The organism is Streptomyces sp. NBC_01190, assembly GCF_045039895.1.
Taxonomy (GTDB): domain Bacteria; phylum Actinomycetota; class Actinomycetes; order Streptomycetales; family Streptomycetaceae; genus Actinacidiphila.
The window spans coordinates 5,015,518-5,037,227 of record NZ_CP108580.1; the positions used below are offsets into that span (position 1 = coordinate 5,015,518).

The 21,710-nt window shown below is 71.3% G+C and carries 16 protein-coding genes and 2 tRNA genes; 11 read left to right on the forward strand and 7 right to left on the reverse strand.

Annotated features, from left to right (window positions below):
- Nucleotides 1–56: 56 nt before the first annotated feature.
- The 3 genes from OG519_RS21005 to OG519_RS21015 all read left to right on the forward strand — a co-directional run bounded on the left by OG519_RS21005 (nt 57) and on the right by OG519_RS21015 (nt 4,080).
- Nucleotides 57–1,274, forward strand: coding sequence for a NaeI family type II restriction endonuclease (locus OG519_RS21005; RefSeq protein ID WP_405586160.1), 1,218 nt, complete (start codon nt 57–59; stop codon nt 1,272–1,274).
- Nucleotides 1,275–1,515: 241 nt separating this feature from the next.
- Nucleotides 1,516–2,616 carry an MrcB family domain-containing protein gene (locus tag OG519_RS21010; protein WP_405586163.1) on the forward strand — a complete coding sequence of 367 codons (1,101 nt, stop codon included), beginning with the start codon at nt 1,516–1,518 and terminating at the stop codon, nt 2,614–2,616.
- Nucleotides 2,617–3,162: 546 nt separating this feature from the next.
- The gene (locus tag OG519_RS21015) at nt 3,163–4,080 is read left to right on the forward strand and encodes a hypothetical protein (RefSeq protein ID WP_405586166.1); all 918 of its coding nucleotides are present in this window, start codon (nt 3,163–3,165) and stop codon (nt 4,078–4,080) included.
- A 362-nt stretch (nt 4,081–4,442) separates the two neighbouring features.
- Here OG519_RS21015 and OG519_RS21020 read toward each other — a convergent pair whose 3' ends face one another.
- The 4 genes from OG519_RS21020 to OG519_RS21035 all read right to left on the reverse strand — a co-directional run bounded on the left by OG519_RS21020 (nt 4,443) and on the right by OG519_RS21035 (nt 12,933).
- Nucleotides 4,443–5,471 carry an ImpB/MucB/SamB family protein gene (locus tag OG519_RS21020; RefSeq protein ID WP_405586168.1) on the reverse strand — a complete coding sequence of 343 codons (1,029 nt, stop codon included), beginning with the start codon at nt 5,469–5,471 and terminating at the stop codon, nt 4,443–4,445.
- 289 nt (nt 5,472–5,760) lie between these two features.
- Nucleotides 5,761–9,333, reverse strand: coding sequence for a DNA polymerase III subunit alpha (locus OG519_RS21025; RefSeq protein ID WP_405586171.1), 3,573 nt, complete (start codon nt 9,331–9,333; stop codon nt 5,761–5,763).
- A 347-nt stretch (nt 9,334–9,680) separates the two neighbouring features.
- Nucleotides 9,681–10,412, reverse strand: coding sequence for a hypothetical protein (locus OG519_RS21030; protein ID WP_405586174.1), 732 nt, complete (start codon nt 10,410–10,412; stop codon nt 9,681–9,683).
- 142 nt (nt 10,413–10,554) lie between these two features.
- Entirely contained in the window at nt 10,555–12,933 is a 2,379-nt protein-coding gene (locus OG519_RS21035) for a phosphoketolase (protein WP_405586177.1), read from the reverse strand.
- 274 nt (nt 12,934–13,207) lie between these two features.
- Here OG519_RS21035 and OG519_RS21040 point away from each other — a divergent pair, with 274 nt between their 5' ends.
- Complete coding sequence (locus tag OG519_RS21040) at nt 13,208–13,777, forward strand: FAD-dependent oxidoreductase (protein WP_405586180.1); 570 nt, start codon at nt 13,208–13,210, stop codon at nt 13,775–13,777.
- Between the two features lie 217 nt (nt 13,778–13,994).
- The gene (locus OG519_RS21045) at nt 13,995–14,678 is read left to right on the forward strand and encodes a response regulator (RefSeq protein ID WP_405586182.1); all 684 of its coding nucleotides are present in this window, start codon (nt 13,995–13,997) and stop codon (nt 14,676–14,678) included.
- Nucleotides 14,679–15,168: 490 nt separating this feature from the next.
- Here OG519_RS21045 and OG519_RS21050 read toward each other — a convergent pair whose 3' ends face one another.
- From OG519_RS21050 to OG519_RS21060, 3 genes are all read right to left on the reverse strand, one after another.
- Nucleotides 15,169–16,866: a GAF domain-containing protein gene (locus tag OG519_RS21050; protein ID WP_405586185.1), complete on the reverse strand. Its 1,698-nt coding sequence runs from the start codon at nt 16,864–16,866 to the stop codon at nt 15,169–15,171.
- An 81-nt stretch (nt 16,867–16,947) separates the two neighbouring features.
- The gene (locus OG519_RS21055) at nt 16,948–17,610 is read right to left on the reverse strand and encodes an NAD(P)H-binding protein (protein ID WP_405586188.1); all 663 of its coding nucleotides are present in this window, start codon (nt 17,608–17,610) and stop codon (nt 16,948–16,950) included.
- 9 nt (nt 17,611–17,619) lie between these two features.
- Entirely contained in the window at nt 17,620–18,870 is a 1,251-nt protein-coding gene (locus OG519_RS21060) for an amidohydrolase family protein (RefSeq protein ID WP_405586191.1), read from the reverse strand.
- A gap of 421 nt (nt 18,871–19,291) precedes the next feature.
- Here OG519_RS21060 and OG519_RS21065 point away from each other — a divergent pair.
- The 6 genes from OG519_RS21065 to OG519_RS21090 all read left to right on the forward strand — a co-directional run bounded on the left by OG519_RS21065 (nt 19,292) and on the right by OG519_RS21090 (nt 21,654).
- Nucleotides 19,292–19,364 (forward strand) — tRNA-Thr (locus OG519_RS21065).
- A 47-nt stretch (nt 19,365–19,411) separates the two neighbouring features.
- Nucleotides 19,412–19,484: transfer RNA gene (locus OG519_RS21070), tRNA-Met, on the forward strand.
- Between the two features lie 84 nt (nt 19,485–19,568).
- On the forward strand, nt 19,569–19,733 hold the full coding sequence (gene rpmG, locus OG519_RS21075) for a 50S ribosomal protein L33 (protein ID WP_405586193.1): 165 nt from the start codon (nt 19,569–19,571) through the stop codon (nt 19,731–19,733).
- A 298-nt stretch (nt 19,734–20,031) separates the two neighbouring features.
- Complete coding sequence (locus OG519_RS21080) at nt 20,032–20,565, forward strand: MaoC family dehydratase N-terminal domain-containing protein (RefSeq protein WP_405586196.1); 534 nt, start codon at nt 20,032–20,034, stop codon at nt 20,563–20,565.
- A complete protein-coding gene (locus tag OG519_RS21085) occupies nt 20,565–20,993 on the forward strand; it encodes a MaoC family dehydratase (RefSeq protein WP_405586198.1) in 429 nt (142 codons plus the stop codon). The genes OG519_RS21080 and OG519_RS21085 overlap by 1 nt, the downstream gene beginning before the upstream one ends.
- A 271-nt stretch (nt 20,994–21,264) precedes the next feature.
- Complete coding sequence (locus OG519_RS21090) at nt 21,265–21,654, forward strand: SCO0607 family lipoprotein (protein ID WP_405586201.1); 390 nt, start codon at nt 21,265–21,267, stop codon at nt 21,652–21,654.
- Nucleotides 21,655–21,710: the final 56 nt, after the last annotated feature.

A 21,710-nucleotide genomic window follows, 5' to 3' on the forward strand; every position in this document is an offset into this window, starting at 1 on the left:
CGGCTACGACGGGGTTCGTCGAATACGGCTCGGTGCTTGCTGTCAGACTTCAGCGCGTGACGATACAAGAGGGTCTGTCGTTCCCGGAGGATTCCGTTCGGACTGGCATGCAGGACTCGCGGGCGTTGGCGGCGAAGCACTCGCACCGCGATAGGTTCCGAACCTGGGATACCCCACGCGAGGACATGGGCAAGGTGCCGCGCGAGTGGCGGATCCAGCCCGGTCCTACGCAGCCCGTACCCGATGACCTCGCCCCGTTCGTGGAGTGGTTCTACAGCCAGCCGGAGGCGCGAGAGCGCTTCCGATGGGCGCTCCGTGACTCTCTCGACGAGTTGCTCGATGGTCCGAGGACGGGCCGCTGGGCATACCAGCACCTGACGAAGACCGAGAAGACGTACCTCGGGACAGCAGTGGAGGTGAACCTCACCAAGGAGTTCGACATCGACAACGGCGAAGACCTCGACTGGTCTATCGCCGGCCGTGACATCGACTGCAAGTTTTCCAAGGATCTCGGCGGCTGGGAGATTCCGATGGAGATGTATCTGTGTGCTGACCACGGTGAACGCAGCGGTCGTGCCAATCACGTTGCAGTCCTTACCTGGATGAACGACGACAAGAGTCAGTGGGCCGCAGGCATAGTGCGCATCACCGATGATCGGCTGCGCTGGAAGCAGGAGCGGGATGGAAGCGGCAACCGCGTCCGTGCGTACAACCGGGACAACAAGCGCAAGCTCGACTACAGCGCCAAGCCCGAGGTGTACTGGCTCTGGGGCGGGCTTCAGGGCGATCTGCCGACGAACCTGCTGCGTCACCTGGAATCCGAAACGCGCAAGCGGATACTTACGGCATCATTGCCGAACCGAGCCTCATCCGGACAGCAGCGCGTGAATCAGCTGTTTCGCGAGGTGACGGACCGGCTCATAGGCAGACAGACCGTGTTGACGGTAGCCCAACAGGACGATTCGCCGAAACGGGCCCGCGACGCACGGATACACCTGCGTGGGTCGGGCATTGTCGTACTGGGACACCAAGGATCACATCCCCACATCGCCCGTGCACTCGAACTGCCAGTACCGATCAAGGGCGAGTGGATCTCCACCCGTCTCGTTGCTGTCTCCTCTGACGATGCGCGTCCGAAGTTCTCACTGGACGGCCAGTTCTGGGCGCGCGCCCGCGAGGACGAGCTGCAACGTGGACTTGGCCCAGCGCCCGACCTCCCTGACAAGCAAGAGATCGACGGGCAGGACGGTTTTGGGTTCGATTTCACTTCGTAGCCGCCCAATCAGAAGGTCCTCGCCAGGACGACTGCCTAGCAGATCCACGGGCTAGGCCACCAAGCGGCACTAAGAGCGCCGCAGTGTCTCTTTGTGCCACATCAAGACGTCCGGCTGGATGTCTCGGGTGGCGCTGGTAGCTCGCCAAGCCCGAGGCTGGCTGTCTGTCCGCCCCGGGCTGCGGCGCGTCTCAGGCCAACTTGCACCGGCCAATGTCGTTGCTCCTGGCTATTGTTCGGGCGTGGATGAACTCTTGAGTGAGGTGCTCGGCCTTCAGAAGGTGTGGCAGGCGAAGAACACCGAAGAGATGCAGCGCCGCGGTTTCGTCGTTCGTAGCGAGATCCGTGACTGGCTGCGCGAGCATGCCGAGGCACTCGCCGTGGCTATGGAGATACCCCTTGACGATGTTGGGGTGGAGGGCAAGGACGGGGCCGGTCAGAGGGCTGAAGTCGTATGGAACCGCGTCTTTTCGAAGAGTAGAACCCCGAGTGCAACCGAAGGCTGGTACGTCGTCTATCTGTTCAGCGGCGATGGCGAACGGATCTACCTGTCACTCAACCAGGGCACGACCGAGTGGATCGCCGGTGAGCTCAAGCCTCGCGAGCCTGCTGCCCTGAAGAAGCGCATCGACTGGGCCCGCCCGCTCATCGAGCAAGTAGTCGCCAGGCGTCCCGACTTGCTGAAGGAGATTCGCCTCAACGCGCGCACGAAGCTTGGCAGAGGCTACGGGCCAGGCAACGTCGTGGCCATCGAGTACGAGCGCGACGCCATCCCGAACCCGGTTGTACTGAGCGAAGATTTGCTCTTCATGGCGCGGCTCTTGGGGTTGCTCTACAAGGCCTCGGACGATGCAACCTTCGTTCCCGGCGACCTGCCTGTAGAGGTCCGGGAGGCAACCCAGAGCGCGGCGACTACTGCGAACCGCAGGAGCGCCCGCAAGGGCGGTCAGGGGTTTCTCCTGACCGCAGCCGAGCGCAGGGCCATCGAGCAGCGCAGTGTCCTGCTCGCCACGGAGCACTTCGAGGCGCTGGGGTGGACTGTTCAGGACGTCGGCGCCAGCAAGCCGTATGACCTGCACCTGACGCGGGCGAACGAGAAGTTGCACGTGGAGGTGAAAGGGACCACGTCAGACGGCAGCCAGGTCATTCTGACGCGGGCCGAGGTCGAATGGCAGCGTAAGTTCGCGCCGGACAACGCCCTTGTGATCGTCCACTCCATGGAACTGGATCGCACGGTTGAACCCGTGACCGCGACAGGTGGAGTCCTGCACTGCGCCTCGCCATGGACTATTGAGGAGGAGACCTTGACCGTCATCTCCTACATCCACCGAACCGGACTGTAAGGCGGCTGCTGAGCACAGTTCCCCCCAGGTGTTCCCCCGCGGAGGGCGGAGCACGAAATTTCGCAGGTCGCGAGGGGTTGACTGGGCTCACTGTAAATCCGTCGGCTTAGCCTACCGTGGTTCGAATCCACGTGCCGCCACACCCTGAAGAGGGCCTCTGGTCAGCGCTTGCGCTGACCAGAGGCCCTCTTTGCTTGTTCGAACGCTCCGCCGCCGTGTCCCATCCTGAGTCGCCCCGACCCGACCCGCTCGCTACCAGCCTCCCTGGACGGTGCGTGGCCGGGATTCCGGATGTGGGGGGCGAAAATTCACCTTGGGTGGTGCCGAATTCCGGATCGGGGCCGGACTCGTGGCCCGACCCCGGAGAATGCGGGGTGGGGGGCTTCTTTCATTTGTGCGGCAGGGGAGCCGGGCTGGTCGTGGGGGGGTCAAACCGCCCTGGAAATGGGGTTGTTGAGCGGACTCATGAGCGGCACACTCGTTAAGGTCCGACCGGTGGTACCGGTCGGGCGACGAGCTTTTTATCGCACACGGGGGGAACACGTTATGAGATTCAGCGCGCCCAAACGCGCCCTCGCCCAGACCACTTCCGTCCTCGCGCTGGCCGCCGCGCTGGCCACCGGGACGACGGGGCTGCTGACGGGTACGGCGCAGGCCGCGACCGTCGCCTCGGGATCGCTGAGCTTCAGCGGGGACCCGGGCGACTACATCAGCGGGGGAGGGTCGTACGCCTACGCGACCATCGCACGGGACGGCTTCGACGCTTCGGCCAGCACCGACGACCGTGTCGTGTCCGTATCCGTCAGCGGGGCCAACGGCGACTGGTGGTACCTCGACCTCGCGGCCCCCGCCGGGGAGGTGCTGGCCCCGGGTACGTACACCGGTGCCACCCGCTATCCCTTCAACGAGGGCGCCGAGCCCGGACTTTCCCTCGACGGGAACGGGCGCGGCTGCAACACGCTCACCGGTGAGTTCACCATCGACGACGTCGTCTTCGGGCCGGAGGGGTACCTGAAGACGCTCGACGCCACGTACGAGCAGCACTGTGAGGGCGGGACCAGCGCCCTGCGCGGCGAGGTCCACATCGCCAACCCGGAGCCGCCGGCGGCACTCGACCTCGGCCTCGCCGTCGCGGTCGACGGCACCGCGAGCGCGCTGGACGGCAACGCGACCGTGCACGGCACGGTGAGCTGCAACAAGCCGGTCCAGGTGACCGCGGCGGGCGACATCACCCAGGTGAAGCAGCGGCAGCTCATCAGGGGTTCGTACACCACGTCGGTGGCGTGCGTCCCCGGCGCGCCGGTCGCGTGGACGGCGACGGCGCTTCCCACCGGGAGCGTTCCCTTCCAGAAGGGCAAGGTCGAGGTGAAGGCGCAGGCGACGGCGCTGGACCCGGACTACGGGCAGTACGTCACCGCCAACCAGACCGTCACGGTGACGCTGGCGAAGGTCAAGAAGAGCTGACGCGGTCCGCCAGCCCGGCCCCGGCGACGCTCCCCTTTCTGAAGAGGGGCGCCCGCCGGGGCCCGGCGTTTTCCCGCCCCGATTCCGGCCCCGTTTCCCGTCCTGGCCGGGGTACTTGTCGGGCTGACGCCCGGAGAGCCCGTCGAGGATATACGTAACAGCTTTGCTGAGGATGCTCGCCATGACCCCGCCCTTTGTGTCATTACCCAGGAAAGGCAGCGTGCGCTTCCGGCGCGGTGTTCACACCTTTTCTGAGCGGGACTTGAGGCTTGGGTTCCACGTGGCCGAAGTCTCGGGGAACTGCCGATAGGTGTGGGCGGTGGGGCGGGGGTGGGGTCTTTTGGGGTGGGGCGAAGGGGGAATCAGCTGGGGGTAGGAGGGGTGGGGCGGTGGGTGGGTGAGGCCGTGGCGGCCGGGATGATTGCTTTGGGGCCGAAGCGGTGGCGGGCTCGGTCGGCGGCGGATTCGGCGGCGCGGGCGCGGTGGTCGGTGGGGTCGAGGGTGAGTTGGCGGTGGGTTTCGGCGGCCGGGCGCAGGTCGTCGGCGCGGATCGCGTAGGCGCGGACCCGGGCACGTTGCAGTCCGAGGGCAGTCAGCAGGCCGAGCGCGGTGGTGGCGAGGGCGGGTGAGTGGCCGGTCGCCTCGGGCAGCGTACGGGTACGGGTGGTGGCGGTGCGGTCGGCGTAGCGGACGGTGAGGGTGAGGCGGCCGGTGGCCTGGCCCTCGGTCCGCAGCCGCCGGCCGAGCTCTTCGGCCAGGCCAAGGACCGCGCGGTGGTGCTCGGCCGGGTCGAGGCAGTCCCGGTCGAGTACGAGATCGGCGGTCATCCTGGCCGCGGGTGTCCGCGGGGTGACCGGGCGGGGGTCGTGGCCGCGGGCGCGTTCGGCCAGCAGCCGGGCCGGGGCGGCGCCGAGCAGCCGTTGGAGGGTGGCCGGCGGGAGGTCGGCGACCTGGCCGATGGTGTGCAGACCGTACCGGCTCAGGGTGAGGGCGGTGGCCCGGCCGATCCCGGGCAGCGCGGTCACCGGCCGGGGCCGCAGCCAGGCGGCGGTGTCGGCCGGTTCGCCGGGGATGCGGGTGGCGCGCCCCGGTTCCGAGGCGGCCGCCGCCATGGCGGCGAGCATCCGGTTGCCCGCCAGACCCGCGCTGCTCTCGATGCCGTAGAGGCCGGCGAGCCGCAACTGGGCCCGCTGGACCAGTTCGTACGGGCCGCTGTCGAAGTACCGCAGCGCCGAGGTGAGGTCGAGCTGGACCGCGTCGGGCGGGAAGTCCTGGACGTGCGGGGTGATGCCGGTCAGCAGTTCCAGCACGTCCGCGTACTGGTTCTCGTCGAGCGTGGCGTGCAGGTGCAGGTGGGCGATGTGCGGGGCCCTCGGGGGGCGTTCTCGCACGGTACGGGTAGGCGCGGCCGGTTCCGCGGGTACGCCGGTCCCGCCGCCGGGTAGGGCCCGGCCCCCGGGTACGCCCGCCCCGCCCCGGCCGCCGCCCCACCGGCCGCTCATCCCGCCCACACTCCGGTTGCCGGTTCGTTGTGGCTGGTCGCGCGGTTCCTCGCGCCCCTGGCGGGGCTGGTGGCAGGTCCTTTCGCCTGTATTCCGGTTGCTGGTTCGTTGTGGCTGGTCGCGCGGTTCCTCGCGCCCCTGGCGGGGCTGGTGGCAGCCCCTTTCGCTCGCATTCCGGTCATCCCGCGCTTCCCTGGCTGCGGTGTCCCAGCTTCTTCAGGTCGGCGGAGCGGCTGCCGGCCGGCTGGAGGTCGGCGTACGGGTGGAGGCGGGCGCCCGTGGTGCCGTTGGCCAATGTCCGCTGAACCCCAGCCCCGACCCCAGCCGCACCCGAAGGCCCCGCACCCGCAGCCGGAGGCCCCGCACCGGCCCCCGCATCCGCACCCAGAGGCCCCGCCCCCGCAGACCCCGAAAGCCCCGCCTGCGCCGGTGTCGGATGCGGCCGGCTCGCCCCGAGCAGTGCCAGCGCCGCCTCCGGGCCCTCGTCCCGCCGCGCCGCGGCCACCTCGTCCAGGTCCCACGCCATCGTGCCGACCACCGTGCGCCGCGTGCCGCGGACCTGGACCGTGCCGCGGACCAGCAGCAGCCCGGAGTGGAAGACCGTATGCGCGCAGTCCTCGTGCGAGTCCTCGAAGAACGCCAGGTCGACCAGGCCCGAGCCGTCCTCCAGGGTGACGAAGATGACGCGCTTGCCGCTGGCGATCGGCGGCGTCTGGGTGGAGGCGCGCACCCCGGCCACCAGCACCTGCTGCCCCGCCTTGAAGGAGGCCAGACGCGCCGCGTCGGTCGCGCCGACCTCCCGCAGCAGCCGGTGATGGTGCTCCATCAGATGGCGGGACACATCGATGCCCAAAGTGGTCAGCTCAGCGCTCAGCCCCTCCCGCCCGGTCATCTCCGGCAGCCCGCTCGGCTCGGCCCCGCCGACCGCCTCGGCGGTGATGGGCAGTTGGCCGCCGGCCGCCGTACGGACCCGGGACTGCCGGTGGAGTTCGGCTAGCTGGAGCAGCAGGTCCCGCCGGGTGAGGCGCCCGTCGTGCAGAGCGCCCAACGCACCGATCTCGGCGAGGCGTTCGGCGACCGGCCGGCTGGGCCGGCCCCGCTGCCAGAAATCCGAGAGCGATCCGTACGGCTGCCCCGCCGCGATCCGCGCGCACTCCTCCTCGCTGATGCCGCGTACACCGGCGAGCGCCAGCCGTACCCCCCACCGGTCCCCGTCGGCCCGCTCCACGACGTGCTCCGCCCGGGAGCGGTTGACATCGACGGGCAGCACCGGGACGCCGCGCCGCCGGGCGTCGGAGACGATGACCCGCTTGGGCCACATACCGGGGTCGTGCTCCAGCAGCCCGGCCAGCAGGAAGGCCGGGAAGTGCGCCTTCAGCCAGGCCGACTGGAGGGCGGGGACGGCGAAGGCGACGGCGTGCGCCCGGCAGAAGCCGTACGCGCCGAAGGACTCGACGGTCGCCCACACCTGGTCGAGTACCGCCGTCGGGTAGCCGCGGGCGCCGGCGGCGGCGTGGAACCACTCCTTGATCCTCGGCAGCCGGGCCTTGTCGGCGAGCGCCCGCCGGGCGATCTCGGCCGCCGCCCGGTCGCAGCCGGTCATCACATGCAGCGTCTCGATGATCTGCTCGTGCCAGATGGTGACCCCGTAGGTGTCGGCGAGCACCGGTTCCAGGTCCGGGTGGGCGTAGTCGGGGGAGGCGCCGTGCCGCGCGGCGATGTACCGCTCGGGCATGCCGCCGGCCACCGGGCCAGGCCGGAAGAGGCTGATGTCGGCGATGACGTCCTGGACGTCACGGGGCTGCATCCGGGACAACAGGTCCTGCTGGCCCGGCGATTCGAGCTGGAACATACCGATGGTCTGGCTCTCCTGGATCAGCTTGAAGGCGAAGACGTCGTCCAGCGGGACCTGCCGCGCGTCGTCCAGATCGACACGGTCGCCCGTCACCCGCTCGATCTCGGTGACGGCGTGGGCCATCGCGGACTGCATCCGTACCGCCAGTACGTCGAGTTTGATGTTGCCCAGGGCCTCGATCTCCTCCTTGGCCGCCATCGCCATCGGGTAGTCGCCCTGCGGGGTGGGCTGCACCGGCAGCCGGTCCAGCAGCGTCGCGTCGCTGATGATCACCCCGCACGGGTGCATGGCCATGCCGTGGACCAGCGAGTCGAGGCCCTCGGCCAGCTCCCACAGCGGCCCGTACCGCCCCGCTTCCGCGGCGAGTCCGCGCAGCTCGGGCAGTTCGGCCAGCGCGCTGGTGATGTCGCAGGCCCGCAGGTGCGGGAAGCTCTTGGCGATCCGGTCCACCTCGTCCGGCGCGATGCCCAGCGCGAGGCCGGTGTCGCGCAGCGCCCTGCGGGCCCGGTACGTCTCCGGCATCGCGGTGACCGCGACCCGCTCCTTGCCGAACCGGGCGAAGATCGCGTCGTAGCACTCCAGCCGGCGCGCGGACTCCACATCGATGTCGATGTCCGGCAGCGATCCCCTGCGCACGCTCAGAAAGCGCTCGAACAGCAGCCGGTGGTCGAGCGGGTTGGCGGTGGCGATGCCCAGCGTGTGGCAGACCATCGAGCCGGCGCCCGAGCCGCGGGCGGCGACCCGGATGCCCAGCTCCCTGATGTCGGCCACCACCTGGCCGACGGCGAGGAAGTAGGGGTCGTAGCCCAGCGTGGCGATCACGGCGAGCTCCTCCTCGAGCCGGTCGAGGGCGGGCCGGTCGCGGTCGAGGCCGCGCCGGACCAGGCCGGCCTCGCACCGCTCCCGCAGCAGCCGGGCCGCCCCGCCCGGCGCCGCGCCGACGACCTCGGGTTCCGGGAAGTGCCGGGTGCGCAGACCGATGTCCCGGGCGTCCAGCCGGCAGCAGGCCGCGGTGGCCTCGGTGTCGGCGAGCAGCCGGGCCGCCCGCGCCGGGCCCGTCCCGGCGCACGCGGCGATCTCCTCGGCCGCCATCGCCATCTCCAGGGGTCCCTTCAGCCAGCGCTCGCCGCCGTCCAGCCGGCGCCGGTCGACCGGCCGCAGCAGCCGGGCGGCGTCCAGCACGTCGGCGAGCCGGTGCTGGTCCGGGTCGGCGTACCGGACGGCGTTGGTGAGCACCGCGGTGACGCCGGTACGGTCCGCGAGCGCCAGGGTGCGGGCGGCCAGCCGCAGTGAACCCGGGCCGGTGCCGGACCGGCCGTGCCAGACCGCCTCCAGCCGCAGGCCGTCGCCGAAGATCTCCCGCCAGGGGGCCAGCAGCCGGGCCGCGACGTCCTCCCGGCCGGCGATCAGCGCCCGCACCGGTTCCGAGAGCGGGCCGAGCAGTACGGTCAGGCCGCCGCCGGAAACGGGTCCGCCGTGTTCGCGCAGCGCCTCCCAGGAGACCTGGACGGGGGCGGCGCCGCTCGCGGTGCCGACATGGGCGGCCGAGGTGATGCGGCACAGCCGCGCCCAGCCCTCCTTGTCCCGGGCGAGCAGCACGAACCGCAGCGACGGTTCGACGACATGCGCGCCGCCACGCACCGGGGTGCGGCCGCGTCGTTGCGGGGGCGGCGGCGCGAGCGCCTCGACGGCCAGGTCGATCCCGAAGACCGGCCGGACGTCCGCCTCGGCGCAGGCCTCGGCGAACCGTACGGCGCCGGTGACGGTGTTCCGGTCGGTGAGCGCCAGGGTGGTCACGCCGCGCTCGGCGGCGCGCCGGACGAGCTGCTCGGGGTGGGCGGCGCCGTACCGCGGGGAGTAACCGGACGCGACATGCAGATGGGCGAAGCCCGCCATGCCGCACCTCCATCACTCCACCCCTTTTCAGCCAATGACCGGATACGTTCCTCGTACGTCCGTTCGATTAGCTTAGCGCGGTTGCCCCAGGTCAGCGACTCCGAATCGGGGGTGTTCGCGCACGCGGGGCGCCGAAGGGGGAGGCCGGGCGGTGGCCGGGAATGATCCTTCCCGGCCATCTCCGCCGCCTGGCAGCGGACTTGGCGACGGGGCCGGTGGGGCGCCGGCCGCGCGGATTTTCGGGAGCGCACGGCGAAAGGTCCGCCCCGGGTGGGGCGGACCTTTCGCCGTGCGCGTGCCCGTACGTGTGCCCGTGTCGCGGGCCCGGTCACCGGGGCCCGGCACCGCTAGAGAAGCCAGCGGTGGTCGCGGACGACGGGGAGCTGAGCCCAGCGGCGGCCGAGGCCCCAGGTGGCGCCGGCGGCGGCGAGGGCGAAGGCGATCATCGCGAGGGCGTAGACGAGGTGGTAGTCCACGATCGGGTTGGAGGACATGCTGGGGGCGCCGTCGGTCAGGTGCTGGGCGGGCGGCCATTCGGCGGCCCACATCATGGCCATCAGGGCGGTGCCGGCCACGGCGGTGACGCGCAGCGCGATGCCGCTCATCAGGGCGACGCCGATGCCGAGCAGGGCGAGCATGAACAGCCAGTCGGTCCAGCCCTGGCCGGCGATGGTGTGGAAGAAGGACTGGAGCGGGCCGGCCGAGACGCCGGCGAGGAAACCCTTGGTGGGGGAGCCGCCGTCGATCCAGCCCTTGCCGGAGCCGGTGGCGTAGTGCCAGCCGAAGGCCTTGTCGAGGAAGGCCCACAGGAAGACGAAGCCGGTCGCGATCCGTACGGCGGCCAGCGACCTGGCGGCGAGGGCGGTGCGGGCGGCGCTCGCGGCAGCGGTGACGGCGGCGGCGCTGACGGCCTCGGCACCGGTGCTGACATCGGTGCTGACATCGGTGGTGGCGTCGGCGGTCGCCGGGTCGCTCACCCGATCGGCGGACGCCTTGTTCCCGGCGGGCCGGGTAGACAGGGCAGACCGGGTGGGGAGATGGAACCCCGTGTGCTGCCGGGTGCGCTCGTGAACGGCCATGATGTCGTCTCCCTGATCGCTGAGTCGGGCTCGTTGTTCGGGTACGGCATGACTGTCCCGCCTGTGGGGACGCGGGCGCTGGGGGCCCAAGGCCCGGACCGGGGGGCCGAACGGCCCTGTCCGGGAGGGCCGTTGGGACGGCTCAGCCCTCCCAGGCCCAGTCGGTGACCTCGGGCAGGTCGGTGCCGTGCTCGCGGATCCAGGCGCGGTGCCGCAGCCGGGTGTCCACCATGTTCTGGCGTACGGGGGCGGCGGCCACGGCGAGGCCCGGCACCCGGTCGATGACGTCCATGACCAGCCGGTAGCGGTCGAGGTCGTTGCGCACGACCATGTCGAAGGGCGTGGTGGTGGTGCCGTTCTCCTTGTAGCCGCGCACGTGGAGGTCGCGGTGGCCGGTGCGGCGGTAGGCCAGCCGGTGGATGAGCCACGGGTAGCCGTGGTAGGCGAAGATCACCGGCTTGTCGGTGGTGAAGAGCGCGTCGTACTCGGCGTCGGACATGCCGTGCGGGTGCTCTTCCGCGGGCAGCAGCCGGGCGAGGTCGACCACGTTGACGACGCGGACGGTCAGCCGGGGCAGATGGCGGCGGAGCAACTGGGCCGCCGCCAGCACCTCCTGGGTCGGTACGTCGCCGGCGCAGGCGAGCACCACATCGGGTTCGCCCGCGCCGTCCTCGGTGCCGGCCCACTCCCAGACCCCGGCCCCACGGGCGCAGTGCGCCCGGGCGGCGGCCAGGCTCAGCCAGTCGTAGCAGGGCTGCTTGCCCGCCACCACCACGTTCACATAGTCCTTCGACCTCAGGACGTGGTCCGCGACCGCCAGCAGCGTGTTGGTGTCCGGCGGCAGGTAGACCCGGACGACCTCGGGGGCCTTGTTGAGCACGTGGTCGATGAAGCCGGGGTCCTGGTGCGAGAAGCCGTTGTGGTCCTGGCGCCAGACGTGCGAGGTGAGCAGGTAGTTCAGGGAGGCGATGGGCCGGCGCCAGGGGAGCCGGCGGCTGGTGCGCAGCCATTTGATGTGCTGGTTGACCATCGAGTCCACGATGTGCGCGAAGGCCTCGTAGCAGGAGAACAGGCCGTGCCTGCCGGTCAGCAGATAGCCCTCCAGCCAGCCCTGGCAGGTGTGCTCGGAGAGGATCTCCATCACCCGGCCGTGCGGGTCGAGATCCTCGTCCACCGCCAGGGTGCGGGCCTGCCACGCCTTGCCTGACGCCTCGAAGACGGCCTGGAGCCGGTTGGAGGCGGTCTCGTCGGGGCCGACGAGACGGAAGTCGCGGCGGCCCGCGGTGTCGGCCATCACCTGTTCGAGCAGACCGCCCAGGACGCGGGTGGGCTCGTGCAGTGTGACGCCGGGTTTGTCGACCGGTACGGCGAAGCGCTCCAGCTCGGGGATGGGCAGGTCGCGCAGCAGCAGGCCGCCGTTGGTGTGCGGGTTGGCGCCGAGCCGGCGGTCGCCGGCCGGGACACACTCCAGCACCTGCGGGCGCGGCCGTCCGGCCTCGTCGAAGAGCTCGTCGATCCGGTACGAGCGCAGCCACTCCTCCAGTTCCCGCAGGTGCTGCGGGTTGTCCCGGACCTTGTCCAGCGGGACCTGGTGGGCGCGCCAGGTGCCTTCGACCGGGAGGCCGTCGACCTTGGCGGGGCCGGTCCAGCCCTTGGGGGTGCGCAGCACGATCATCGGCCAGTTGGGTCGTGCGGTGGCCGCTTCGGCGCGGGCGGCGTGCTGGAAGGCGGCGATGCGGTCGAGGGCGGTGTCCATGGCGGCGGCGAGATCCCGGTGGACGGTGAGGGGGTCGTCGCCGGTGACGTGGATGGGGTCGTGGCCGTAGCCGCGCAGCAGGTCGTCGAGTTCGGTGTCGGGGATGCGGGCGAGCACGGTGGGGTTGGCGATCTTGTAGCCGTTGAGGTGCAGGATGGGGAGGACGGCGCCGTCGTGGACGGGGTCGAGGAATTTGTTGGAGTGCCAGGAGGCGGCGAGCGGGCCGGTCTCGGCTTCGCCGTCGCCGATGACGCAGGTGACCAGGAGGTCGGGGTTGTCGAAGGCGGCGCCGTAGGCGTGGGAGAGGCTGTAGCCGAGTTCGCCGCCCTCGTGGATGGAGCCGGGGGTCTCCGGGGCGACATGGCTGGGGATGCCGCCGGGGAAGGAGAACTGCTTGAAGAGCCGGGCCATGCCCGCGGTGTCCTGGGTGATGTCCGGATAGGTCTCGGTGTAGCTGCCGTCGAGCCAGGAGTTGGCGACCACCGCGGGGCCGCCGTGGCCGGGGCCCCAGACGCAGATGGCGTCGAGGCCGCGGGCTTTGATCACCCGGTTGAGGTGGGTGTGGACCAGGTTGAGTCCCGGTGAGGTGCCCCAGTGGCCGAGCAGTCGCGGTTTGACGTGCTCCGGGCGCAGCGGCTCGGTCAGCAGCGGGTTGGCCAGCAGATAGATCTGGCCGACCGCGAGATAGTTCGCGGCGCGCCAGTGGGCGTCCAGAGCCCGCAGCTCCTCGGCGGACAGCGGAGCGGGTGCGAGCACGTCGGACATGTGGACCTCCGGGGTGGGACGGTGTCGTCCGCATCAGCCTCAAGGCCGGAGTACGGCGGGAGTAGGGCCGTACGGGCGCACTCCGGGACCATTGGTCCCTCTTCCCTGCCGCGGGCCTTGGCCGCACCGGGGGCCGTTCGGCTCTCCACCGCGGCCCCCTCACCCGCCAGGGTGAAAACCGCAAGCGACCGTTCGCCGGCGCCCGGCGACACGCGAGGTCCGGCCCGCTCGGGTGAACGGCGCCGGGGCCGGCCGATGGAGAGGAAAAGCCCTCATGTACGAGATGTACGAGATGGACGAGCAGATAGTGGTCATCGGCGGCGGCCCGGCGGGCACGCTGGCCGCCAACCGGCTGCGGGCGGCGCTGGGCGACACGGGTCACCGGATCGTCGTCATCGACCGTACGGACCCTCGTGACCAGGAACTCGAACTGCTGGTCGCCCTCGGCGTCTACGGCCCGGCCACACTCCAGCCGCCCGAGCACCTCCGGCTGCGGGAGGGGATCGGCTTCCGGCTCGCGAACGCGGCTGCCGTCGACACGGACCGCCAGGAGGTCTGTCTCACCGACGGCACCACGATCCCGTACGGGGTTCTGGTGCTGGCCACCGGGCGGCACCCGGTGCCGGCCACGACGGGTGGACCACAGCTCGCGGTCGTCGCGGGCAGCCTGCCCGCGACGAGTCGCGCCGATGTCTTCGCCGTCACCCCTGTCACGGCCGCGACATGGGAGGCGACGGAGCGGCCGATCTCGTCCCAGGTGGAACGCCTGGTCAGCGGGGTTCGCCGCTATCTGGACCGACGCGCACCGGCCGAGAGCGGGGTCGCGCGCACGAGCGCGGGGTGACGCCGGGTGGCCGGGGTCGGCGGGCGTCGGCGCAGCGCGCCACCAGGGCCGTTCGGCCCTGGTGGCGGGCCGCTTCCGGGGCGATGATCGGAGGCCGGGGCGGTGCGGAGCCGGTGAATGCCGGCCTACGGCGCCCCCGGGGTGGTCGGCTGATCGGCTGATCGCTGATCAGCCGACGAGCTGACCAGACGACGACACGACAGGCGAGGGTTCGCGAATGAACGAGGCACGGCGATTCTCCGCAGACTCCCCGATCCGGGTCTTCCTCGTCGACGACCACGAGGTCGTACGGCGCGGTGTCCACGATCTCCTCGACGCGGAGGCCGACATCGAGGTGGTGGGCGAGGCCGGTTCGGCGGGTCACGCGCTGGCCAGGGGACCCGCCCTGCGGCCGGACGTGGCGGTGCTCGACGTACGCCTCCCGGACGGCGACGGCATCTCGATCTGCCGGGAGCTGCGCTCGGCCATGCCGGAACTCGCCTGCCTGATGCTCACCTCGTTCGATGACGACGACGCGCTGCTCGACGCGATCATGGCCGGCGCGGCCGGCTACGTACTGAAGCAGATCAAGGGCTCCGACCTGGTGTCGGCGGTGCGGACGGTCGCCGCGGGCCAGTCGCTGCTCGACCCGGCCACCACCGCCCGGCTGATGAGCAGCCTGCGCGAGGACCGTTCGGGCGCCGTCCCCGAGCAGGACACGCTGGCGGCGCTCTCGCCCAGGGAGCGGGAGATCCTCGGGCTGATCGGAGAGGGTCTCACCAACCGCCAGATCGGCAAGCAGCTCTATCTGTCCGAGAAGACGGTGAAGAACAATGTCTCGCGGCTGCTCGCCAAGCTCGGGGTGGAGCGCCGGGTGCAGGCCGCGGTCATCGCCTCGAACAACCCGGCGAACAGTACGTAGGGCCTGCCGGACGGCGGGAGTGGTGCAGGATGCTCGACGCCGGAGCCCGGCCAGGCCCTGGCCGCAGGGCCGTTCGGCCCACCCGGTGGTCCCGGGGCGGCAAGGACAGCCCCTTCGGACCGGTGGCGGTCTGCGGGTGCGTTGTGGCTGGTTGCGCAGTTCCTCGTGCCCCTTTGGGGCACACCGCCTCCGGTGGAGGTTAGGGGTGCCCCCGCGCCGGGCGGCGCCCGATAGGGGCGCGGGGAACTGCGCGGGCAACTGGCCAGCGGCCGGTGGTCTGGAGGCGGCCGGAAGAGCCCCTTTGGGTCGGTGGCGGTCTGCGGGTGCGTTGTGGCTGGTTGCGCAGTTCCTCGCGCCCCTTTGGGGCACGACACCTCCCGCCGGATCGAGGGCGGCGCCCGTCAGGGGCGCGAGGAACTGCGCGAGCAACCATCCACCAACCCGCAGGTCCGGCGACAGCCGAAAGGGGCTGGACGGAGGGTCCCGCCGGCTAAGGGAGCGGCACCTGCCAGAGCAGACGGGTGCCGCGCTGCTCAGCCGGCCCCGCCACCATCTCCCCGCCCCGCCGCTCCGCCCGCTCCGCCAAATTCCGCAGACCACTGCGCCGCCCGTCCGGCGGCAGCCCGACCCCGTCGTCGGTGACGGTCACGGCCAGCCGGCCCGCCGAGACGATCAGCGAGACGCCGACCGCCGAAGCCCCCGCGTGCCGCGCGACATTGGACAGCGCCTCCGCCAGCACCGCGACCACATCCTCCGCCACCGCCTGCGGCACATCCGTGTCGATCAGCCCCTCCATCCGCAGCGACGGGGTGAAGCCGAGCGTCCGAGCCGCCGCTTCGACCGCCGTGACGGCCCGCGCCCGCAAGCTCAGCCGACTGCGGTCCGCCTCCTTCGCGCGCAGCCCGAAGATGGTGGAACGGATGATCTTGATGGTCTCGTCGAGGTCGTCCACCGCCCGCATCACCCGCTCGGTCGCCGCCGGGTGCTCGATGAACCGCAGCGAACTCTGCAGCGTCATCCCGGTCGCGAACAGCCGCTGGATGGCGAGGTCGTGCAGATCACGGGCGATACGGTCGCGGTCCTCGAGCAGCGCGACCTGCTCGGCGACCCGCCGCCGCTCGGCCAGCTCCATCGCCAGCGCCGCCTGCCCGGCGAACGAGGCCAGCGGCGCCGTCTCGTCGACGGTGAAGGGCAGCGCGTGCTCCGCCCGGCCCAGCAGCAGCACACCGCGCGCCCGGCCCTCGGCCACCATGGGCACCGCCGCCACCGGTCCGAGGCCCTTCCACCGCGGCGGCCCCACCGTGACCCGCGGATCCGACCGCACCTGGCTGGTGATGATGGGCGCCCCGGCGGCCAGCGCCGCCCCCATGAAGGACCCTTCCAAGGGGAGGACAAGCCCGCTGTGCTCCGCCGCGTCGACCCCCACCGCGATCACCACCCGCAGATCGGTGCTGTCACCGACGGGCAGGGCGATGACGCCCAGGTCGGCGCCGAGGATACGGCTCGCGTGCCGGACGATCCCCTGGAGCACCGCCATCTCGTCGGCGCCGGACAGCAGGTCGCCGACCACCGCGGCGTTGGCCTCAAGCCACTGCTGCCGGTTCTGGGCGGACTTGTAGAGCCGGGCGTTCTCGATGGCGACACCGGCGGCCACCGCCAGGGTGCGCAGCACCGTCTCGTCCTCGCCGTCGAAGTCCGCGCCGCCCCGCTTCTCGGTGAGGTAGATGTTCCCGAAGACCTCGTCCCTGACCCGGATCGGCACGCCCAGGAAGGAGTGCATCGGGGGATGGTTGGCGGGGAAACCGTACGAGGCCGGGTGTTCGGAGAGCTCGGCGAGTCGCAACGGCTCGGGGTGGCGGATCAGTTCGCCGAGGATGCCGTGGCCGGACGGCAACGCACCGATCTCCCCAGCCTGCTGCGCCGATATCCCGCTGGTGAGGAACTGCGAGAGCCGGGTGCCCTCGATGACGCCCAGCGCGCCGTACTCGGCGTCCACCAGCACCACCGCGGCCTCCACGATGCGGCGCAGCACCTGCGCCAGATCCAGATCACCGCCGACCGAGAGCACCGCTTCCAGCAGGTTGTGCACCCGGTCGCGCGTACCGCGCACCGCGTCGATCCGCACCTGGAGCTCCGCCAGCAGCTCATCGAGCTGAAGCCGGGGCAGCCGTCCCGCATCCTCCCCCACCGGCCGGCTCCTCCCCCGCGCCCGGACACCCGACCGTTCAATGATCCCGGTCACCGTACCCCCGGGCCCGCCAAGTCCCGGCTAGTGGCCCGCGACCAGCCGGATCGACTCGTCGATCTCCGTGTCGCCCGAGACGAGTTCCAGCGTGACGCCCGCCGTACCGGGATGGGTGAGCAGGGCGACGATGACCGCCGCCACGTCGTCGCGGGGGACGGAGCCGCGGCCGACGGACGGGGCGAGCCTGACGTGGCCGGTGCCGGGGGAGTCGGTGAGGCGGCCGGGGCGCAGCACGGTCCAGTCCAGGGCGGCGCCGCGCGCGCGGATCGCGTCGTCGGCGGCGCCCTTGGCGCGGAGGTAGGCGGTGAGGGTGGGGTCGGAGCCGGGGGCCTCGGCGTCGGCCCCGGTGGAGGAGATGATCACATAACGCCGCACCCCGGCCAGTTCGGCCGCGTCCGCCAGCAGCACCGCCGCGTCACGGTCCACGGTGAGCTTGCGGTCCGGGCCGCTGCCCGGCCCCGCGCCCGCCGCGAACACCGCCGCGTCGGCGTGGTTGAGCACGGCCGCCACCTCGTCCACCGACGCCGCCTCCAGGTCGAGGACGACGGCTTCCGCGCCGGTCTCCCGCACGTCGTCGATCTGGGCCGGGTTGCGGATCAGGCCCACCACGTCGTCACCGCGATCGGCGAGCAAGCGCTCCAACCGCAGCGCGATCTGTCCGTGTCCACCCGCGATCACAGTACGCATACGGCGACGTTACGCCTCACCGTTTGCCTGACGTGGGAGATCGAGCACGCTCTCGCCGGACGAGTCGCAGTACTCCCGCACCGCGCTGGTCCTGGACACCACCCGGCCCTGGTGGATCACGATCCGGCTGTACGCGAGGGAGAGCACACCGGCCAGGCTGTCACCGCGCAGCGCCAGCAACTCGGCCGGGAAGCCCGCCTCCACCCGGACCTCCGGCAGGCCCATGACCGCCCGCGCCTCCCGGCTGACCAGGTCGTACGCCCGCTGGGGCCGGCACTCGCCATGCGAGGAGAGCAGGAAGGCCGCCTCCAGCGGATCGCCGCGGCCCACCGGATTGGCCAGGTCGCCGAGCGCGCCGCTGCCCGCCGTGACCCGGACGCCCGCCGCGCGCAGCAGCCGGACCGGGGTGGGGCCGCCGCGGTCCAGCACACAGCAGCCGCCCTGCGGCAGCGCCACCACCGAGATACCGGCGGCGGCCAGCCGGGACCCGGCGGCGGCGACGGTGTGGGCGGGGAGCGCGCCGAGGCCGTGGCAGGGGCCGAGGGTGACACCCGGCCGCATCCCGCCGCACATCGCGGCGAGCCTGGCCAGCCGGGCCGGGTCGTCGGCCGCGGTGTGCAGATCGACCGGCACCCCGAACTCGGCGGCCATCGACAGCAGCGCCTCGGTGCAGCCGCTCGGATCGGGGTCGAGATCCGGGCAGCCGCCGACCGCGTCCGCGCCCATCTTCAGCGCGTCCCGCAGCATCGCCGCGCCGTCCGCGCCCGCCACACCGGTCAGCAGCCGGGGTACGGCGACGGTCCGCACCTCGACCAAGCCGCGCAGCGCGCGCCGCGCCTGGAGCACCGCCTCCAGGGCCCGCAGCCCCTGCACATCGCCGATCCGCACATGGCTGCGCACCGCGGTGGCGCCGTGGCCGAGCTGGAGCAGGGCACCCTCGGTGACGCGGCGCTGTACGTCCTCGCTGTCGCCGGCCGGCGGGCCGCCCGCAGTGAGGGCCTGGTCGAGGTGGGCGTGCGGTTCGGCGGGCGCGGGCAGCAGCAGGTAGCCGCGCAGGTCGATCCGGGTGCCCCCGCGACCTGCTCCCGCCTCGCCCTGGCGGCCGGTGCCGGTCGCGGGGGTGAGACTGCCCGCGGTGCCGACCGCCTCGATCCGCCGGCCGCTGAGCCGTACGTCCACGGTCCGACCGTCGGCCAGCCGGGCGTCGCACAGCAGCAGCGTGGCGGTCTCCGCGGCGGTCTCACGAGGGCTGTCGGTCATCGCGCTCCTCGGTGTGGGCAAGGCGGACGGCGGAGCCAACTGGGGTGACGGGCTGGGGTGACGGACTGGGGTGACGGACTGGGGTGACGGGCTGGGGTGACGGGCTGGGGTGACAAATGGAGAAACAGGGGAACGACTGGAGAACACGGGGGAACGACTGGAGAGCACCAGGCGGAGCCAGGATCTCGCACGTCGGAGCCTAGGGCCCGGCACACCGGCTTCCCCGCTACCGGCGATTAGTAGTACCGCCTGGGGTCGCGGGGGGCGCGCCGCAGCCTCCGTTGCAGCCCCATTGCAGGCCCGGTTGCACCCCCGTTCCGTCTCCGCCCGCACCCCCGTTCGCACCCCTCGATCGCCCGCTCCGCGCGGCCGGAAACGGATTTCACGTATCGCTGCGGAGCGTGTAATGTCTTCCTCGCTCGCCCCAATAGCTCAGTCGGTAGAGCGTCTCCATGGTAAGGAGAAGGTCTACGGTTCGATTCCGTATTGGGGCTCTGGTGGATCGGTTCCCCGTCGTCTTCGGCGGGGGCCTGTTCATCAAAGCGGCGTAGCTCAGTCGGTAGAGCAAGCGGCTCATAATCGCTGTGTCACCGGTTCAAGTCCGGTCGCCGCTACTCTCCGTAGCCGATTGTGGGATCGGTCCCTCAGTCGGCTACTATTCCTGTGTTCATCACACCTGCTTGTCAAGGAGCACCCACGTGGCCGCCACCGACGTTCGCCCCAAGATCACGCTGGCCTGCGTGGAGTGCAAGGAGCGCAACTACATCACCAAGAAGAACCGGCGTAACGACCCGGACCGTCTTGAGATGAAGAAGCACTGCCCGCGCTGCAACCGGCACACCGCGCACCGCGAAACCCGCTGACGCACCGCAGCACGCGGTATCACCCCGCCGTACGCCACCGTCGCACCGTGGCTGTACGGCCGGACCGCAGTCCTGTGCACTACGAGGCCGTTCCCGTGTCACCACCGGGGGCGGCCTCGTAGTGCTTGGCGGGCTTCATGATTCTGCCAGCGCGGCCTGTTCTCCTTGTGCCTGCCCTTGCGAGATCTTGTGCTCGACCTTGTGTCCGAACGTGCCTGATCTCGTGTCCGATCCCGTGCCCGATCTTGCTCGGCCCGTTCGGCGGGCCGTTCTGTCGATTCCGTACCCGGAGGTGCCGATGGCCCTGGACCAGTCCTTCGTGGGGCGCACTTACCCGCCCACCGCCCCCTATGAGGTGGGCCGGGAGAAGATCCGTGAATTCGCCGAAGCGGTCGGCGATCCCCATCCCGTCTATACGGATCCGGACGCGGCCAAGGCGTACGGCCACTCCGATGTGATCGCCCCGCCCACCTTCGCCTTCGCGATCACCTACCGGGCCGCCGGAGAGGTGATCGAGGACCCCGAACTGGGCCTCGACTACAGCCGGGTGGTCCACGGCGACCAGCGCTTCGCCTACACCCGCCCGCTGCGGGCCGGCGACCGGGTGACGGTGACCTCGACCATCGAGACGGTCAAGTCGCTGGCCGGCAACGACATCCTGGAAATCCGCGGCGATGTCCACGACGAGTTGGGCGAGCACGTGGTCAGCGCCTGGACCAAGCTGGTCTCCCGCGCGGTCGACCCGGCCGACCCGGTCGAGACACCTGCCGGGGCCGAGGCGACCGAAGTAGCCCAGGCGGCCCAAGAGGCCCAAGTGAAGGGTGAGGCGTGATGGCGGCGACGCTCGCTTACAAGGATGTCGAGGTCGGCACCGAACTGCCGGCCCAGACCTTCCCGGTGGTCCGCTCCTCGCTCGTGAAGTACGCGGGCGCGTCGGGGGACTTCAACCCGATTCACTGGAACGAGAAGTTCGCCCGCGAGGTCGGACTGCCCGATGTGATCGCGCACGGCATGTTCACCATGGCGTCCGCGATCCGGGTCGTCACCGACTGGGTGGGCGATCCGGGGGCGCTGGTCGAATACGGCGTCCGCTTCACCAAACCGGTTGTCGTACCCAATGACGATCAGGGCGCGCTGATCGAGGTGACGGCCAAGGTCGCTGTCAAGCTCGACGACAACCGCGTCCGGGTCGACCTCACCGCGACCAGCGCGGGCCAGAAGGTGCTGGGCATGTCCCGCGCGGTGGTCCAGCTCGGCTGAGACGGCGGGGCCTGAGGTCACGCGACGGACAGGGCGGGCGGTACGGATCGAGGGTCAGATCTCGCTGACCACGGCCGTACCGCCCGCTCTGTCGTATCGCGGGGACCGCGTGCCGGCCGGCCGGACCCGGGTGCGCATACTCAGCTTCAACGGGCCTTCCGCCGGGCGGTACTTACCGACGTTTGAGTACGCGCCCCGATGGGCGCCGCTCGTCCTCCGGCCAGACTCTCCTCATCGGTGAAACAGCCAACAGAGACGAGAGGCCGAGACCATGAGGAACACCACGAAGAACGCCACCCGACGCGCATCCGCCACCCCGGCGCCGCGCCCGTCCGCGCCGTACGGTGTCGAGCGTGCCGCCGCCCCCGCGGGCGCTCCCCGCCGCCGGCTTTCCCTGGTCGCGCTGGTCCTGACCGGTGCGGCCGTCACGGCCCTCACCACAGCCTGCGACGTTCGCGACAACATGTGCATGTCCAACGAGTACCCGGTCGCGGCCGTCGGCTCCACCCTGGGCGGCGCCTGCGTCACCAACGGGGACCGGCCGCCGGCCGGGTACGTCCGCTACCCCAAGGGCAAGGTCCCGCAGCACGTCGGTGACAAGTGGGACACCTACTGGGGGAACCACGCCCTGGACGCCCAGGGCAACGTCATCCCCGGCTGATCGGCGGCTGACCGGCTGACCGGCCGACCGGCGGCTGCCCGGCCGACCCCCCAACC

Coding starts and splice junctions, on each gene's coding strand:
- OG519_RS21015 (WP_405586166.1), top strand. CDS start 3,163: ATGAGATTCAGCGCGCCCAAACGCGCCCTCGCCCAGACCACTTCCGTC.
- OG519_RS21090 (WP_405586201.1), top strand. CDS start 21,265: ATGAGGAACACCACGAAGAACGCCACCCGACGCGCATCCGCCACCCCG.
- OG519_RS21035 (WP_405586177.1), bottom strand. CDS start 12,933: ATGTCCGACGTGCTCGCACCCGCTCCGCTGTCCGCCGAGGAGCTGCGG.
- OG519_RS21025 (WP_405586171.1), bottom strand. CDS start 9,333: ATGGCGGGCTTCGCCCATCTGCATGTCGCGTCCGGTTACTCCCCGCGG.
- OG519_RS21040 (WP_405586180.1), top strand. CDS start 13,208: ATGTACGAGATGTACGAGATGGACGAGCAGATAGTGGTCATCGGCGGC.
- OG519_RS21080 (WP_405586196.1), top strand. CDS start 20,032: ATGGCCCTGGACCAGTCCTTCGTGGGGCGCACTTACCCGCCCACCGCC.
- OG519_RS21030 (WP_405586174.1), bottom strand. CDS start 10,412: ATGGCCGTTCACGAGCGCACCCGGCAGCACACGGGGTTCCATCTCCCC.
- OG519_RS21060 (WP_405586191.1), bottom strand. CDS start 18,870: ATGACCGACAGCCCTCGTGAGACCGCCGCGGAGACCGCCACGCTGCTG.
- OG519_RS21055 (WP_405586188.1), bottom strand. CDS start 17,610: ATGCGTACTGTGATCGCGGGTGGACACGGACAGATCGCGCTGCGGTTG.
- OG519_RS21045 (WP_405586182.1), top strand. CDS start 13,995: ATGAACGAGGCACGGCGATTCTCCGCAGACTCCCCGATCCGGGTCTTC.
- OG519_RS21085 (WP_405586198.1), top strand. CDS start 20,565: ATGGCGGCGACGCTCGCTTACAAGGATGTCGAGGTCGGCACCGAACTG.